The organism is Pantoea sp. Mb-10 (genome assembly GCF_021272205.1).
GTDB lineage: Bacteria > Pseudomonadota > Gammaproteobacteria > Enterobacterales > Enterobacteriaceae > Pantoea.
The window spans coordinates 186,076-202,766 of sequence record NZ_JAJSDX010000002.1 but is presented as its reverse complement, the minus strand read 5'-3'; the positions used below and the strand labels follow the sequence as shown (position 1 = coordinate 202,766).

Here is a 16,691-nt window from a genome sequence, read left to right as displayed (position 1 = left end):
TTTATTTCTAAACCCGTTTGACGCACAATCCCCCTTATCTTTTCACCGTTAATCGGATTGTAACAATGGGCTTTCTCCGTCTTGACCCGATGATGATTAAACTCATTATCACCGTGCTGCTGGCGAGCTTTTTCCCTGCCAAAGGCGGCTTTGTGGATTTCTTCGAATACCTCACCACGGCGGCGATCGCCCTGCTGTTCTTCATGCATGGCGCCAAGCTGTCACGTGAAAAAATCATTGCCGGCAGCAGCCACTGGCGACTGCATTTGTGGATTATGTGCAGCACCTTTGTGGTGTTTCCGATCATGGGGTTGCTACTGGTTTGGTGGCATCCGGTCAACGTGGGGCCTGAAATCTATACCGGCTTCCTTTACCTTTGCATTTTGCCAGCCACGGTGCAGTCCTCCATTGCCTTCACGTCGATGGCGGGTGGCAACGTTGCCGCGGCGGTCTGCGCCGCCTCTGCGTCCAGCTTGCTGGGCGTTTTTATTTCGCCGCTGTTGGTAAACCTGGTGATGAATGTGCACAGCGATGCGCCCAGCAATGGGTTGGAGCAGATTGGCAAAATCATGCTGCAGCTGCTGGTGCCTTTCGTATTGGGGCACCTTTCACGCCGCTGGATCGGCGGCTGGGTGGAAAGACACCGCAGCCTGATAGGCAAAACCGACCAAACCTCCATTTTACTGGTGGTTTATTCCGCCTTCAGTGAAGCGGTGGTAAACGGGATCTGGCATCGCGTTGGCGTGGACACACTGCTGTGGATTTTGGCAGGCAGCATTGTGGTGCTGTTTATTGCTCTCGCCATTAACGTGGCCGCCTCACGCCTGTTTGGCTTCAGCCGTGCCGATGAGATCGTGGTGCTGTTTTGCGGTTCGAAGAAGAGTTTGGCCAACGGCGTGCCGATGGCCAATATTCTGTTCCCGGCAAGCAGCGTGGGGATGATTGTGCTACCGCTGATGATCTTCCATCAGGTACAGCTGATGGTCTGTTCGTTTATCGCCCAGCGCTATAAGGTCGGTAACGAGAAGCGACTGGCGCATGAAACCGCGCAAACGCCACTCCAGAAATCCTAAGAAACCCCGGCCCGCCATGCGGGCCGTTTTATTGCTCGCGCTGCCTGAGCGGTTCCACCAGCGCTTGTAACCCTTCGGTTTTAATGGTCAGCGTGAGCTGCATTAACGCGCCCAATGTTCCAGCGGGAAACGCCTCTTTGCGCGCAAACCACAGCAAATACTCCTCGGGTAAATCAATCAGCATACGCCCACGGTATTTGCCAAACGGCATCGCCGTGTTCGCGATGGCAACTAACTGATGCTTATCCACGCGCCTCTCCGAGTAGGCGAATCATCTCGGCTTCGTCAATCACGGGGATGCCCAGCTCCTGGGCTTTCGCCAATTTTGATCCTGCCGCTTCGCCCGCAATCAACAGATCGGTCTTGCTGGAGACGCTGCCGCTGACTTTCGCCCCCAGCGCCGCCAGGCGCGCTTTGGCATCGTCACGATTCATCTGGGAGAGCGAACCGGTTAGCACCACGGTTTTGCCCGCGAATGCGTTATCCAGCGCGGCCACATCCACCACTTCCGGCTGCGGCCAGTGCACGCCTATCTCTTGCGTCAGCTCGCGTATTACCTCGCGGTTACTCTCTTCTTCCATGAAATTACGTACGTGGGCGGCGACCACTTTGCCGACATCCTGAACGGCAATCAGCGCCTCGAGATCGGCATCCATCACCTGCTCCAGCGAGCCAAAATGATTGGCCAAATTGGCAGCGGTGGCCTCCCCGACCTCCCGGATACCCAACGCATAAAGGAAGCGCGGCAGCGTGGTGGACTTCGCTTTTTCCAACGCATTCACTACGTTCTGCGCAGATTTCGGCCCCATGCGATCGAGTCCGGTCAGCTTGCCCGCTGAGAGGCGGAATAAATCTGCCGGGGTTTTGACATACTCCTTTTCCACCAGCTGATCGATGATTTTGTCCCCCATGCCGTCAACGTCCATCGCCCGACGTGAAACAAAGTGCTTTAACGCCTCCTTGCGTTGGGCGCCGCAGATCAAGCCGCCAGTGCAGCGCGTGACGGCCTCGCCTTCTACGCGCTCTACGTCAGAGCCACATACCGGGCAGTGGCTGGGGAAAATCACTTCGCGGGTGTCATCCGGGCGCTCAGACTCCACCACGTTGACCACCTGCGGAATCACATCACCCGCACGGCGAATGACAACTTTGTCGCCAATACGCAGTCCGAGGCGTGCAATTTCGTCGGCGTTATGCAGCGTCGCATTGCTCACCATTACGCCCGCCACCTGCACCGGTTCAAGACGCGCCACCGGTGTAATGGCGCCCGTGCGGCCCACCTGAAACTCAACGTCACGCACCACGGTCAGTTGCTCTTGCGCCGGGAATTTAAACGCAATAGCCCAGCGCGGCGCGCGCGCCACGAAGCCGAGCTGCTCCTGCAGCGCCTGGGAATCCACTTTGATCACCACGCCGTCGATATCGAATCCCAGACCGGGACGATCCTGCTCAACCTGATGGTAAAAGGCCAACACCTCATCCGCGGTATGCGCTAAACGAATACGCTCGCTGACTGGCAACCCCCATGCCTTAAATTGCTGCAGACGCTGCCAGTGGCTGGCGGGCATCTCGCCGCCTTCCAGCAGGCCAAAACCGTAGCAGAAAAAGGTTAACGGACGTTTGGCTGTGATGCGTGGATCGAGCTGACGCAGCGAACCGGCTGCCGCGTTACGCGGGTTCGCAAACACTTTTCCACCGGTGCGCCGGGCTTCTTCGTTCAATTTTTCAAAGCCGGTTTCGGTCATAAACACTTCGCCACGCACTTCTACACGCGCCGGAATATTGTCGCCGCGCAGGCGCAGCGGGATGGCGTGAATAGTGCGCACATTTGCCGTGATGTTTTCGCCCGTGGTGCCATCGCCGCGCGTGGCGGCACGCACCAGCAGACCATTTTCATACAGCAGACTTACCGCCAGGCCATCCAGCTTGAGTTCACAGCAGTAAGTGAGATCGTCACTGCTTTTGAGCCGATCTTGCACGCGCTTATTGAATGCCAGAAAGCCCGCTTCGTCGAATGTGTTATCAAGCGACAGCATTGGCACTTCATGCCGCACCTGTTCGAACGCCGTGAGGGGCGCGGCACCCACGCGCTGCGTCGGCGAATCGGGCGTAATCAGTTCAGGATGGGCAGCTTCAAGCTCCCGAAGCTCACGCATGAGGCGGTCGTATTCGGCATCCGGAATCTCTGGCGCGTCCATGACGTGATAGAGGTATTCATGATGATGTAACGTGGTGCGCAGCGCGGTAATCTGCTCCTGAACTGATTTCATTTTGTGTCATCCGATAAAAAACCCCCGACAGGCGGGGGTTTAGTTGATATGCATCGCAGTGGGATTCTGTTAGCCAATCACTTCACGAATCCGGGATTTATAGGTTTCCAGCTTTTGCGGCGTCATCATGCGACGCTCATCATCCAGCACCACGCCGCCGACGTCATCGGCAATGCGCTGCGCCGATTGCAGCATCAGCTTGAAGTTCTGATTCGCATCGCCGTAAGACGGCACCATCATAAAAATGGAGATACCGGGCGTGCTGAAGTCGCTCATTTCATCCGGGTTAAAGGAACCGGGCTTCACCATATTGGCCAAGCTGAACAGCACAGGGCCGCTGCCGGCTGGGCTAAGATGGCGATGGAAGATGTTCATCTCGCCGAACTGGAAGCCTGCTTGCAGAATACCCTGCAACAGCGCTTCGCCATTTAATACGCCCCCGGCGTGCGCGGCTACGTGCAGCACCAGCACGGCCTCTTTTTTGCTGCCTGGCGCAGCGGCAGGTTCAGCAGGCTGCGGCGCTGGCGCTTCTGCGCTGGCCGCAGGCGCGTCGTGCGCATACTCAGGTTCTGGCTCGTCAGCAGCACTGAATTCCGGCGCAGGCTGTGTGGCAGAAAGCGGTTCGTTATCCAGCAGCGGATCGGCTTGAATAGTTTGATGCTGTGGCTGCGGCTTAGGCTGCGCAGCGGGCTGCGGTGCCGGACGCGGCGGAGCAGACGGCGGCTGTGGCGCAGGCTGACGCACCGGTTCGTTATCCAACAAGGGATCGCCCGTCAGCGCATTTTCCTGACGTGAAAATGGCGAGCGCGCAGCCTCTGACGCACGCGGTGCAGCAGGCTTCGCCGCTGGCGCCTCAAAATGAGGTTCATCATCGGCGTCACGATGACGATGGACGCGCACTTCACCGACGCCATCTTCTTCATCATTCAGCAGATCGTCTTCGGCTTCTTCACGCTGTTTCAGACGTTTATGCGGGCGATCGCGAAACACAGAAGAGCGCTCTTTACGGCTGGTCCACAGCCCGTGAAGAAGCAGTGCTATTATGGCGATCGCGCCAACAACGATTAATATCAGACGCAAATCCTGCATCATTGTATTCTCTGTTGTTCCAATACCTTGCCACCGCGGCAAACTTTATCCCTTAACTGTATTTGCCCTGCTAAACAAGTGCAAGTCTGTGCAGTATTTTCTGACAAATTAGATAGCTCCGACGCCCCTTTTTGTTGTTTTTTCGCGCAAAGTTCGCCTGTGTCAGTGAAAAAGCCAGGTTATGATGGTTGCGCCATGTAAAAAAGGAGAAAGGCTCGCTATGCCTGTGACACAGTCGGTTTCATCGTTCAACGGTCTTCATTATTTTGCTACGGGCTGGAAGCTGGTGCGTTTGCCCGGTATTCGGCGTTACGTCGTGGTTCCACTGCTGGTCAATGTGCTGCTGCTTGGCAGCGCGTTTTTCTGGTTGTTTAACCGACTCGGCGTCTGGATCCCTGCCTTAATGGCACAGGTTCCTGACTGGCTGCAATGGCTGGGCTACGTGCTATGGCCGCTGTCGGTGATCTCCATTCTCCTGGTGTTCAGCTATTTCTTCTCCACGCTCGCCAACTGGATTGCCGCGCCGTTTTGCGGCCTGCTGGCGGAACAGCTGGAAGCGCGCCTGACCGGTAAAGCGCTTCCGGACAGCGGCTGGGCAGGCATGGTTAAGGATGTGCCGCGCATTATGAAACGCGAATGGCAGAAACTTGCCTATTATCTGCCGCGTGCGCTGGGTTTGCTGCTGCTCTATTTCATCCCCGGCTTTGGCCAAACGGTCGCTCCCGTATTGTGGTTTTTATTCAGCGCATGGATGTTAGCCATTCAGTATTGCGATTACCCGTTCGATAACCACAAAGTGGGTTTTCAGCAAATGCGCACCGCGCTGCGCCAGCATAAAACCGCCAATATGCAATTTGGTGCCATGGTGAGCTTGTTTACCGTGATCCCGATCCTCAACTTGGCCATCATGCCGGTCGCCGTGTGCGGCGCGACGGCAATGTGGGTAGATCGCTATCGCCAGCAACACGCCCGTTTGCCCTAGGCGCTGGCCTTATGCACTTTTTCGCAGGGCTTATGGTCGTGCGCTATATAGATATACGATTTCTTTCCTTCCGCGCCGGGTCAGAACGGGTATGCTCTGAGGGTTCCCAATATTTCATACAGTTAAGGACAGGCAATGAGTAAGATCTATGAAGACAACTCGCTGACAATTGGTCATACGCCGCTGGTTCGACTGAACCGCATCGGTAATGGACGCATCCTGGCGAAGGTTGAGTCGCGTAACCCTAGCTTCAGCGTCAAATGCCGCATCGGTGCCAATATGATTTGGGATGCTGAAAAACGCGGCATTTTGAAGCCGGGCGTTGAGCTGGTGGAGCCCACCAGCGGCAATACCGGCATTGCGCTTGCCTACGTGGCGGCTGCGCGCGGGTATAAATTAACGCTGACCATGCCTGAAACCATGTCCATTGAACGCCGTAAGTTGCTCAAAGCACTCGGGGCCAATTTAGTGCTCACCGAAGGCGTGAAAGGGATGAAAGGCGCAATTGCCAAAGCGGAAGAGATTGTCGCCAGCGATCCGGATAAATTTGTGTTACTGCAGCAGTTTAGTAATCCGGCTAACCCGGAAATTCACGAAAAAACCACCGGCCCCGAAATTTGGGAGGACACCGACGGTGAAGTGGATGTCTTCATTGCGGGCGTCGGTACCGGCGGTACGCTGACCGGCGTGAGTCGCTACATTAAAAACACCAAGGGCAAAAAAGATCTGATTACGGTCGCGGTCGAGCCAACGGATTCGCCGGTCATTGCGCAGGCGATAGCGGGTGAAGAGATCAAACCCGGCCCGCACAAGATTCAGGGCATTGGTGCCGGTTTCATTCCAGGCAACCTTGACCTCAATCTGGTAGACCGCGTGGTAGCGATTTCCAACGAAGAAGCGATCGCGACGGCACGCCAGCTGATGGAAGCAGAAGGTATCCTGGCGGGCATTTCTTCTGGTGCTGCGGTAGCGGCGGCCCTTAAGCTGCAGGAAGATGAGGCGTTTGCCAACAAGACGATTGTGGTGATTCTGCCCTCCTCCGGCGAGCGCTATCTCAGTACCGCGCTGTTTGCCGATCTGTTCACGGAGAAAGAGTTGCAGCAGTAATCGTCAAATTCCGAAAGCACCTGAAAAAGCACCCTCAGGGGTGCTTTTTTGTGGCGCAGATCTCACTTTCACTACCATGCTGATTGATTTCAGTGATGCGGCTCTGGTATTTAAGCTTCCAATTATTTCGGTGCCTGAAATTAATCCGCCTTTGAAGTGGATCAAGGCATACCGAATTACCGATTTGGTGAAACGCTAAATCGCGGCATAATTAGAACAGTGACGATTTCGCGCAGTTTTTGACCTGCAAGTAAAAAACGCACGTTTTCATGCGCAGTTGGCCCGTTTTGGCCACTGGCGCGCCTATACAGGCTAAAGTTGTGGCTCCAGGCTAGACTTTAGATTCATAACACCAAACCTGAATAAGTTGGGGAAACCGCATGTTCCAGCAAGAAGTTACCATTACCGCACCAAACGGCCTGCACACTCGTCCCGCTGCTCAGTTCGTCAAAGAAGCCAAAGCTTTCCAGTCAGAAATCACCGTCACCTCTAACGGCAAATCCGCAAGCGCGAAAAGCCTGTTCAAACTGCAAACGCTGGGTCTGACGCAAGGCACCGTCGTGACGCTGTCCGCAGAAGGTGAAGATGAGCAGCAAGCCGTTGAGCATCTGGTGAAGCTGATGGCTGAGCTGGAGTAATTCCGCTCAGATCGTCATCAAAACGACCTCTTTGCCCCATTGAGTGCAAACATATTGATCGCGGACAACCTGTCCGCGTTCTTGCTTCCTTAGAGTAGGCTCCGCGACAGTGGCACCGCATTGGGTCAACAAGCCATCGTGATTAAAAGGTAGGGTTATGATTTCAGGCATTTTAGCATCACCGGGTATCGCTTTCGGCAAAGCACTGCTGCTGATCGAAGATGAGATCGTCATCAACCGTAAAAAAATTACTGACGACCAGGTAGAGCAGGAAGTTCAGCGCTTTCTTGACGGACGCAGTAAAGCGGCTGAACAGCTTGAGGCTATTCGCATCAAAGCCGGTGAAACCTTCGGCGAAGAGAAAGCGGCGATCTTTGAAGGTCACATCATGCTGCTCGAAGACGAAGAGCTGGAGCAGGAAATCATTGATCTGATCAAAAAAGATCGCCTTACCGCCGACGCCGCAGCGCACTCCGTTGTCGATGGCCAGGCGAAAGCGCTGGAAGAGCTGGACGACGAATACCTGAAAGAGCGCGCGGCTGACGTGCGTGACATCGGTAAGCGCCTGCTGCAAAACATTCTGGGCCTGCACATTGTCGATTTGAGTGCGATTGCCGAAGAGTCGATTCTGGTAGCGAAAGATTTAACGCCGTCAGAAACCGCACAGCTGAACCTGAAAAAAGTGCTGGGCTTCATCACCGATTTAGGTGGCCGTACATCACACACCTCCATCATGGCGCGCTCGCTGGAGCTGCCAGCCATTGTCGGTACGGGCAACGTCACGGCAACGGTGAAGAACGGTGATTTCCTGATCCTGGACGGCGTAAACAACAAAATTTACGTGAACCCAAGCGAGGACGTGCTGGAGGAGCTGAAAGCCATTCAGGCGCAGTATCTCTCTGAAAAACACGAGCTGGCGAAACTGAAAGATCTACCTGCCATCACGCTGGACGGGCATCAGGTTGAAGTCTGTGCCAACATCGGCACCGTGCGCGATGTGGCCGGTGCAGAGCGCAACGGCGCAGAAGGCGTTGGCCTGTATCGCACCGAGTTCCTGTTTATGGATCGTGATTCACTGCCAACGGAAGAAGAGCAATTCCAGGCGTATAAAGCCGTGGCGGAAGCCGTAGGCGCTCAGGCCGTGATTGTGCGCACCATGGATATCGGCGGCGACAAAGACCTGCCTTACATGAACCTGCCGAAGGAAGAGAACCCGTTCCTCGGCTGGCGCGCTATCCGTATCGCTATGGATCGCAAAGAAATTCTCCACGCTCAGCTCCGCGCCATCCTGCGTGCGTCGGCCTTTGGTAAGCTGCGCATCATGTTCCCGATGATTATCTCAGTAGAAGAAGTACGCACGCTTAAAGGCGAGCTGGACACGCTGAAAGCGCAGCTGCGTGAAGAAGGCAAAGCGTTCGATGAGACCATCGAAGTCGGTATCATGGTAGAAACCCCGGCTTCTGCCGTGATTGCCCGCCATCTGGCGAAGGAGGTCGATTTCTTTAGTATTGGGACAAATGACCTGACGCAGTATACTCTCGCCGTCGATCGTGGTAATGATTTGATTTCACACCTGTATAACCCTATGACGCCGTCTGTTCTTGGCCTCATCAAGCAAGTGATCGATGCGTCACATGCCGAAGGGAAATGGACCGGCATGTGCGGTGAGCTGGCGGGTGATGAACGTGCTACACTACTGTTACTGGGAATGGGGCTGGATGAATTCAGCATGAGTGCCATTTCAATTCCTGGCATCAAGAAGATCATTCGCAATACTAACTTCGAAGATGCGAAGGCATTGGCGGAGCAGGCTCTGGCTCAACCCACGGCGGAAGATTTAATGAATCTGGTCAACAAGTTCATTAAAGAGAAAACGCTCTGCTGATCCACGAGATGCTGGCCCCAAATTACTGCTTAGGAGAAGATCATGGGTTTGTTTTCTAAACTTTTTGGCGAAAAATCAGAGAGCGCGTCAGGGACCATTGATATCGTTGCGCCTCTGTCAGGCGAAATCGTGAATATCGAAGACGTACCTGATGTGGTGTTTGCAGAGAAAATCGTGGGTGACGGTATTGCCATTAAGCCCACTGGCAACAAAATGGTCGCGCCTGTTGATGGCACCATCGGCAAAATTTTCGAAACTAACCACGCTTTTTCCATCGAGTCAGACAACGGTATTGAGCTGTTTGTCCACTTCGGTATTGATACGGTGGAGCTGAAAGGCGAAGGCTTCAAGCGTATTGCTGAAGAAGGCCAGAAAGTGAAAAAAGGCGATGTGGTGATCGAATTTGATCTGCCGCTGCTGGAAGAGAAAGCGAAATCCACGCTGACCCCGGTGGTCATCTCCAACATGGACGAGATCAAAGATCTCACCAAGTTAACTGGCCAAGTGACCGTGGGTGAAACCCCGGTGATTCGCATTAAAAAATAACCTCACGGTTATTCAACAAAACGGCACCTTCGCGGTGCCGTTTTTGTTTCGATGCCCCTCCGCGCCCAGCTACTTTTCGGGCCGCCAGTGCGGCAGGCGCAGCGTCAACTCAAGGCCGCCTTCTGGGCAATTGACCGCCTGCACTTCGCCGTGATGCGCCAACACCACCTTGCGTACAATCGACAGCCCCAAGCCATAACCTTTGCCCAACAGCGGTGAATTGACGCGCACGAAGGGATCGAAGATGCTGGAGAGCTTCTCGTCGTCCACGCCCGGCCCGCGATCGCGCACGCGGATCGCCAGCCAGTGATGCTCTACCTGCAGGCTGACATCAATACGCTGCCCCGGCGTGGAAAAACGCAGCGCGTTGCGCAGCACATTCTCGACGCCGCGACGGATCAGTTCGGCGTTGCCGTGCACCGTGTAGTCGTGCCCCTCATCCACCGCTAGCGCAATCTCCACGCCGGGGATTTGCGCCTCATAGCGCACATCGGTGACCACGGCATGCAGCAAACCCGTGAGGTCAAAATAGTGCTCTCCCGGCATGCTTTCATGCTCTGCGCGCGAGAGGGTTAACAGCTCGCCGATCATCTTGTCGAGCCGCCGCGCTTCTTCATCAATGCGATCCAGCGAGGATGCGACGGAATCGGGCGTCTGGCGCGCCAGCCCGGTAGCCAACTGTAAACGCGCCAGCGGCGAGCGTAGCTCATGAGAAATATCGTGCAGCAGCTCTTCTCGCGCTTTAACCAGCGTGTCGAGGCGTTCCACCATGGCATCAAAATCCTGCGCCACGCGTGACAGCTCATCGTGACGTTTGCGCATCACCGGATAGAGACGCACCGATAAATCGCCGTGTGATACGCGCGCAAAGCCCTGTCGTAACTGGCGCATTGGCCGCGTCAAATTCCAGGCCAGCAGCAGGCTGAACAGCAGACCCACGACGCCCGCGAAGATAAACATCGGTTCGGGGATATTGAGAATACGTCGTCCCCGATCGCCACCCATTTTGCTGTCTTCGCGCAGCCCTTTGACGTCGTAGCGCAAGAGATAATGGTGGCCATCCGGCCCGTCTACCCAGCGTTCCATCACGTCGGGAAATGCGCCGTGAAGCGAAGAGGTCGACGTGACGTCAGCGACCGCAGAGGACGCCGGCGGCGTATCATGCAGCGCCACCGAGAAGAATTGACGATCGTTAGGTGCCCAATCAGCCATCATATCGCGCAGCGCCTCAGGCCCCCCGCGCTCCAGCACCGACGCCGCTGACGCCATTTGCAGATCAACAATGCGGCGCACTGCCGCCATTTGCGGTGGCTCCCGGTGTGAGCCAGAGAGCGTAAAACCCAGCCATATCAGCTGGCTGATGATAAAAAATACCAGCCAGAATCCCAGCAGGATCTTCCAGAACATACGACCACGATAGCGCGAGTTCATCGAATGCGATAACCGATACTGCGCACGGTTTCGATGGTGATGCTATCCGCTGTTAGCGCCGCCAATTTCTGCCGGATATTGCTGATATGCACATCAACGCTGCGATCGTAGGCTTCACGCGGACGTCCCAAGCCTTTTTCTGACAGCTCATCTTTGGAGACCACGCGATCCGGGGCGCGCATCAGCAAATCCAGCAGGTTAAATTCCGAAGCGGTGAGGTCAAATGCCCTGCCCTGCCATTCGGTCACGCGCGTCGCGGGATTCAGCGTGAGATCGCCCCAATGCAGCAGCACTTTTTTATCCACCAGCGGCGGCGGCTCGTCAAAACGGCGCAGTACCGCGCGAAGGCGTGCCACCAGCTCACGCGGATAGCACGGCTTCGGCATATAGTCGTCGGCCCCCATTTCCAGGCCAATTACCCGATCAATATTGTCGCCTTTCGCTGTAAGCATGATCACTGGCAGACGGCTGTTCTGCCGCAGCTGGCGCAGCACGTCAATGCCGCTCATATCGGGCAGCATGATATCGAGGATCATCGCGTCATACTGCCCTGACATTGCGCCAGCAATACCGGCAGCGCCAGTCAACGCCAGCTGCGTTTCAAAACCTTCACCAATCAGGTACTGACTCAGCATGGTGCCAAGCTCTAGATCGTCATCTACCAGCAGAATTTTCATCGTGTTCTCTCGTGCAAAATTGCCGCTATTTTGTCCTGAGTCCGCGCCGGACGCAGCCGCTTTTACGCGATCCTTACAGTGACGTGCTGCGCTGCGCCCGTAAATAAAAAAGCCTGTGTACAGCGTTATACTGCACACAGGCTCACAATAAAATAACGCGGTCAGATCAGCGGAACACGCCAGTAGAGAGATAGCGATCGCCACGATCGCACACAATCGCCACCACCACGCTTCCCGGCTGCGCCTGCGCCACGCGTAGCGCACCGGCCACGGCACCGCCAGAGCTCACGCCACAAAACACCCCTTCCCGCTGTGCCAGCGCGCGCATGGTCTCTTCGGCTTCGTGTTGCGCCATATCGATGATGTCATCAATAAATTCCGGGCGGAAAATGCCCGGCATATAAGCGTCAGGCCAGCGGCGAATACCCGGAATGCTGCTGCCTTCCTGCGGCTGCAATCCGATCACTTTGACCTGCGGTGCGTTCTGTTTGAAAAACCGCCCCACGCCCGAAATGGTGCCGGTGGTGCCCATGCTGGAGACAAAATGTGTGATGCGACCCGCCGTTTGCTGCCAAATCTCTGGCCCTGTAGTAAGAAAATGGCCAAGCGGATTATCCGGATTATTGAATTGATCCAAGACTTTTCCCTCACCCCGCGCCGCCATCGCCTGCGCTAAATCGCGCGCGCCTTCCATGCCAACTTCACGTGAAACCAGCACCAGCTCGGCACCGTAGGCACGCATCGCATCCTGCCGCTCCTGACTCATGTTCTCCGGCATCAGCAGCCGCAGCCGATAGCCTTTCATGGCGGCGATCATCGCCAGCGCAATGCCGGTATTGCCGCTGGTTGCCTCAATCAGCTGGTCGCCGGGTGTGATCTCGCCGCGTCGCTCTGCCTGATGAATCATCGACCAGGCGGCCCGATCCTTCACCGACCCAGCAGGATTATTGCCCTCAAGTTTGAGCCACACTTCGCTGCCGTTGGCGGGCGCAAGGCGCTGCAACTTGATCAGCGGCGTGTTGCCGATGGTGTTTTCCAGTGTGGTCACGATTTAATTCCAGCAGAAGAGAGGCAAACAAATCGGGCGGGGAAAACCCGCCCGAAGGAGTGCCAAAAATATCAGGCGCTTTCGGCAAAGGCAACCGGACGCAGCGGGGACGTGCCTTGGTAGAGTCGCGCCTGTTGTAAGCCCACAAACAGGCGATCGCCGCGCACGGGCGCCGCCTGCTCTGCCTGATACACCACCGTGAACATGTCGCCCTTCCAGCCCAGCGGTTGCACTACCAGCTGCCAGAAGTGACCACGCGGACTCACTTCCAGCACCTGAACCGGCAAGGGTGTTTCAAGGCTGCTCTGGCGTGAAACGTCCACTTCCCACGGACGCAGGAACAATTCAACCGCACCCTGATGCGCAGGCGTGTAACCCAGCGGCCAACGGTGTGCGCCAACATGGAACTGTGAGCCATGGACCTCGCCGTCAAAGCGGTTGACCTCGCCCAGAAACTCCAGCACAAAGCGCGTCGCGGGCTCACGCCAGACTTCGTCCGGCGCACCAACCTGCTCAATATTGCCTTGGCTCATCACGACCACGCTGTCGGCCACTTCCATCGCTTCTTCTTGATCGTGCGTTACAAAGACGCTGGTAAATTTCAACTCTTCATGCAGCTGACGCAGCCAGCGGCGCAGCTCTTTACGCACCTGGGCGTCCAGCGCGCCAAAAGGCTCATCCAGCAGCAAGATTTGCGGCTCGACTGCCAGCGCGCGCGCCAGTGCCACGCGCTGCTTCTGGCCGCCCGAAAGCTGGGCGGGAAAACGGTTCGCCAGGTGGCCCAGCTGGACCATTTCCAGCAGACGCGTGACGCGCTGTTTGATTTCTGCGCTGGACGGGCGCTCACGGCGCGGCAGCACCGTGAGGCCAAAAGCAATGTTGTCGAAGACCGTCATGTGACGGAACAGCGCGTAGTGCTGAAACACAAAGCCCACCTGGCGTTCGCGTGCGTGAATGCGCGTCACGTCTTTGCCGTGGAAAAAGATCTGCCCGCTATTCTGGTGTTCAAGTCCTGCAATAATGCGCAGCAGCGTGGTTTTCCCGGACCCAGAAGGTCCCAGCAGCGCCACCATCTTGCCGGAAGGAATGTCCAGAGAGATATCGTTAAGCACCTGCGTGCGGCCAAATGCTTTATGAATGTGTTTGATCTCAATGCTCATGATTTTCCTCCTGTTGGCGCGTTTGCTGATGCGCGAGTCGCCATTGCACAATGCTTTTCAGAAACAGCGTCACAATTGCCATCAGGGTCAGCAGTGCCGCAGCGGTAAAGGCCCCGACGGTGTTGTAATCCTGATGCAGTAATTCTACCTGCAGCGGCAGGGTATAGGTTTCGCCGCGAATCGATCCTGACACAACGGAGACCGCACCAAACTCACCGATGGCGCGCGCGTTGGTCAGCACCACGCCGTATAGCATGGCCCAGCGGATGTTCGGTAAGGTGACGCGACGAAACATCTGCCAGCCGGAAGCCCCGAGCAGCACGGCCGCCTCATCTTCCTGACTGCCCTGGCTCAACATCACGGGCACCAGCTCGCGTACCACAAACGGGCAGGTCACAAAAATGGTTGCCAGCACCATGCCGGGCCACGAGAACATCAGCTGAATATGGTGGGTATCCAGCCAGCCGCCCGCGGTGCCGTTGACGCCCCAGAACAGCAGATACATCAGTCCCGCGACCACCGGCGACACCGCAAACGGAATGTCAAACAGGGTCAGCAGCAGCTGGCGTCCGGGAAAAGTAAAGCGCGTCACCAGCCAGGCCAGCAGCGTGCCAAACAGCAAATTCACCGGCACGGTAATCAGCGCCACCAGCACCGTCAGCCAGATGGCGTGTAGCATGTCGCTGTCCTGGAGATTGGCTAGCGCCTGCCCCAGGCCCTGATGCAGTGCCTCCCAGAAAATCGACACCATCGGCACGACCAGCAGCAGCAGGGAAACCAGCACGCCGATGCCAATCAATAACCACTTCGCCCAGTTGATCGGCTGGCGCGCAGCGTGATTAAGCTGTGAAATCTCTGCCATCAGTGGCCTCCCAGGCGGCGGCCAAAGCGGCTCTGCAGGGTGTTAATTGCAAATAACAGCAGCAGCGAGGCCGCCAAAATCACCGAGGCGATAGCGCTGGCGGCCGGATAGTCGAACTCCTGCAGACGAACAAAAATCATCAGCGAGGTCACTTCGGTTTTCCAGGCAATATTGCCGGCAATAAAGATCACCGCGCCAAATTCGCCCAAACTACGGGTAAAGGAGAGCGCAGTTCCCGCCAGCAGCGCAGGCGCCACTTCCGGCAGCACGACACGCCGGAAACTTTGCCACGGCGTGGCACCCAGCGTTTCAGCCGCTTCTTCATATTCCGGGCCTAACTCTTCCAACACCGGCTGCACCGTGCGCACCACGAAGGGAATGCTGGTGAAAGCCATCGCTACCGCGATGCCGAGCCAGGTGTAAGAGACTTTGATGTCAAACTGCGCCAGCCACTGACCGTACCAGCCGTTCACCGAAAACAGACCCGCCAGGGTTAAACCGGCAACCGCCGTGGGCAAGGCGAAAGGCAGATCCATCAAGCCATCCAGAAGTGTGCGGCCAGGAAAACGGTAACGCGTGAGGATCCACGCCATCAGCATGCCAAACACCGCGTTAAACAGCGACGCCACGCCTGCTGAGAGCAGCGTCACTTTATAGGCAGCAACGAGCTGCGGGCTGCTGATCACTTCCCAGTACTGGGACAACGTCATCTTTGAAAGCTGTAACAGCAGCGCACTGATGGGCAACAGCAGGATCAGGCAGGTAAAAAATAAGCTCGTGCCCAGGCTCAAACCAAAGCCGGGCAGGACGCGTTTCTGTGCAGATGCAAACATCAGCCCCGCCCCGCTTCCAGTAATTTATCCAGCTCACCGCCGCTGGCAAAATGGGTTTGCATCACCTTGGCCCAGCCACCAAAGGTCGCTTGCACGTTAAACAGCGCGGTTTGCGGGAAGCGATTTTGTTGCTGCGCCATCAAGGCGGCATTGTTCACGCGATAGTAATACTGGGTAATAATTTTCTGTGCCTCAGGCGTATAGAGATAATTCAGGTAGGCTTTGGCCGCGTCAGTTGTGCCGTTGCGCTCAACATTTTTGTCCAGCCACGCCACGGGGAACTCGGCCAGGATGTTATTTTTAGGCACGATAACCTCGTACTCATCCTTGCCATACTGCTGGCGGATGGTGTTGACCTCTGACTCAAAGCTAATCAGTACGTCGCCCAAACCACGCTCGGCAAAAGTGGTGGTCGCGCCGCGTCCGCCGGTATCAAATACTTCAACATTTTTCAGTAGGCGCGTCATGAAGTTGCGGGTTTTGGCCTCATCGTTGCCATCGGCCCGATCGGCCGCGCCCCACGCCGCCAGATAGGTATAGCGGCCGTTACCGGAGGTTTTAGGATTCGGGAACACCAGCTTGACGTCATCGCGTGCCAAATCCGCCCAGTCATGAATCTGTTTCGGATTCCCTTTGCGCACCAGGAACGCCATGGTGGAGTAAAACGGCGAACTGTTGTTGGGCAAGCGCGACTGCCAGTCCGCCGGAATCAAATTGCCTTTGTCGTGCAGCACCTGCACATCGGTAACCTGATTGTACGTCACCACATCAGCCCGGAGACCTTGCAGGATCGCCAGCGCCTGTTTTGAAGAACCGGCGTGAGATTGTTTAATGGTGAGCGTGTCGCCAGGATGGGCGGCATTCCACTGTTTTTCAAAGGGCGCATTCAGGGCAACAAACAGCTCGCGTGAAACATCATAAGAGCTGTTCAACAACTCCGTGGCCTGTACGCCACCGGCTAACGCCAGCGACAGTACCATGCCGCTCACCCATTTTTTTGCCACCGGAAGTGTCATGCTGCACCCTGATTTTTCAGCGCTTACGCCAATGCCATTAGATGCAGTCAGTGTATTTATAACTTCAGGGAAAG

The 16,691-nt window shown here is 56.2% G+C and carries 16 protein-coding genes; 6 read left to right on the top strand and 10 right to left on the bottom strand.

The window, feature by feature from the left end; genetic code table 11:
- Positions 1–65 precede the first annotated feature (65 nt).
- On the top strand, positions 66–1,073 hold the full coding sequence (locus tag LU196_RS04225; RefSeq protein WP_232759421.1) for a bile acid:sodium symporter family protein: 1,008 nt from the start codon (positions 66–68) through the stop codon (positions 1,071–1,073).
- Positions 1,074–1,101: 28 nt separating this feature from the next.
- Here LU196_RS04225 and LU196_RS04220 read toward each other — a convergent pair whose 3' ends face one another.
- The 3 genes from LU196_RS04220 to zipA all read right to left on the bottom strand — a co-directional run bounded on the left by LU196_RS04220 (position 1,102) and on the right by zipA (position 4,435).
- Entirely contained in the window at positions 1,102–1,323 is a 222-nt protein-coding gene (locus tag LU196_RS04220) for a putative quorum-sensing-regulated virulence factor (protein ID WP_232759420.1), read from the bottom strand.
- Positions 1,316–3,343, bottom strand: a complete 2,028-nt coding sequence (gene ligA, locus LU196_RS04215) for an NAD-dependent DNA ligase LigA (RefSeq protein ID WP_232759419.1) — start codon at positions 3,341–3,343, stop codon at positions 1,316–1,318. Before ligA ends, LU196_RS04220 begins: the two co-directional genes overlap by 8 nt.
- 69 nt (positions 3,344–3,412) lie before the next feature.
- Positions 3,413–4,435, bottom strand: a complete 1,023-nt coding sequence (zipA, locus tag LU196_RS04210) for a cell division protein ZipA (protein ID WP_232759418.1) — start codon at positions 4,433–4,435, stop codon at positions 3,413–3,415.
- A 217-nt stretch (positions 4,436–4,652) separates the two neighbouring features.
- Here zipA and cysZ point away from each other — a divergent pair, with 217 nt between their 5' ends.
- The 5 genes from cysZ to crr all read left to right on the top strand — a co-directional run bounded on the left by cysZ (position 4,653) and on the right by crr (position 9,590).
- Complete coding sequence (gene cysZ / locus LU196_RS04205) at positions 4,653–5,414, top strand: sulfate transporter CysZ (RefSeq protein ID WP_232759417.1); 762 nt, start codon at positions 4,653–4,655, stop codon at positions 5,412–5,414.
- 135 nt (positions 5,415–5,549) lie between these two features.
- Entirely contained in the window at positions 5,550–6,521 is a 972-nt protein-coding gene (gene cysK / locus LU196_RS04200) for a cysteine synthase A (RefSeq protein WP_232759416.1), read from the top strand.
- A gap of 380 nt (positions 6,522–6,901) precedes the next feature.
- Complete coding sequence (ptsH, locus tag LU196_RS04195) at positions 6,902–7,159, top strand: phosphocarrier protein Hpr (protein WP_007889063.1); 258 nt, start codon at positions 6,902–6,904, stop codon at positions 7,157–7,159.
- A gap of 157 nt (positions 7,160–7,316) precedes the next feature.
- Entirely contained in the window at positions 7,317–9,044 is a 1,728-nt protein-coding gene (gene ptsI / locus LU196_RS04190) for a phosphoenolpyruvate-protein phosphotransferase PtsI (RefSeq protein WP_232759415.1), read from the top strand.
- Positions 9,045–9,086: 42 nt separating this feature from the next.
- Complete coding sequence (gene crr / locus LU196_RS04185; protein ID WP_232759414.1) at positions 9,087–9,590, top strand: PTS glucose transporter subunit IIA; 504 nt, start codon at positions 9,087–9,089, stop codon at positions 9,588–9,590.
- A 69-nt stretch (positions 9,591–9,659) separates the two neighbouring features.
- Here crr and LU196_RS04180 read toward each other — a convergent pair whose 3' ends face one another.
- The 7 genes from LU196_RS04180 to LU196_RS04150 all read right to left on the bottom strand — a co-directional run bounded on the left by LU196_RS04180 (position 9,660) and on the right by LU196_RS04150 (position 16,617).
- Positions 9,660–11,021 (bottom strand): ATP-binding protein, encoded by a 1,362-nt coding sequence (locus LU196_RS04180; protein ID WP_232759413.1) that lies wholly within the window; start codon positions 11,019–11,021, stop codon positions 9,660–9,662.
- Positions 11,018–11,698 carry a response regulator transcription factor gene (locus LU196_RS04175; protein WP_232759412.1) on the bottom strand — a complete coding sequence of 227 codons (681 nt, stop codon included), beginning with the start codon at positions 11,696–11,698 and terminating at the stop codon, positions 11,018–11,020. Before LU196_RS04175 ends, LU196_RS04180 begins: the two co-directional genes overlap by 4 nt.
- 166 nt (positions 11,699–11,864) lie before the next feature.
- Positions 11,865–12,746, bottom strand: coding sequence for a cysteine synthase CysM (gene cysM / locus LU196_RS04170; RefSeq protein ID WP_232759411.1), 882 nt, complete (start codon positions 12,744–12,746; stop codon positions 11,865–11,867).
- Positions 12,747–12,817: 71 nt separating this feature from the next.
- Positions 12,818–13,906, bottom strand: a complete 1,089-nt coding sequence (cysA, locus tag LU196_RS04165) for a sulfate/thiosulfate ABC transporter ATP-binding protein CysA (protein WP_232759410.1) — start codon at positions 13,904–13,906, stop codon at positions 12,818–12,820.
- Complete coding sequence (gene cysW / locus LU196_RS04160) at positions 13,896–14,768, bottom strand: sulfate/thiosulfate ABC transporter permease CysW (protein WP_232759409.1); 873 nt, start codon at positions 14,766–14,768, stop codon at positions 13,896–13,898. The genes cysA and cysW overlap by 11 nt, the downstream gene beginning before the upstream one ends.
- Entirely contained in the window at positions 14,768–15,601 is an 834-nt protein-coding gene (gene cysT, locus LU196_RS04155; protein WP_232759408.1) for a sulfate/thiosulfate ABC transporter permease CysT, read from the bottom strand. The genes cysW and cysT overlap by 1 nt, the downstream gene beginning before the upstream one ends.
- On the bottom strand, positions 15,601–16,617 hold the full coding sequence (locus LU196_RS04150; protein ID WP_232759407.1) for a sulfate ABC transporter substrate-binding protein: 1,017 nt from the start codon (positions 16,615–16,617) through the stop codon (positions 15,601–15,603). The genes cysT and LU196_RS04150 overlap by 1 nt, the downstream gene beginning before the upstream one ends.
- Positions 16,618–16,691 lie beyond the last annotated feature (74 nt).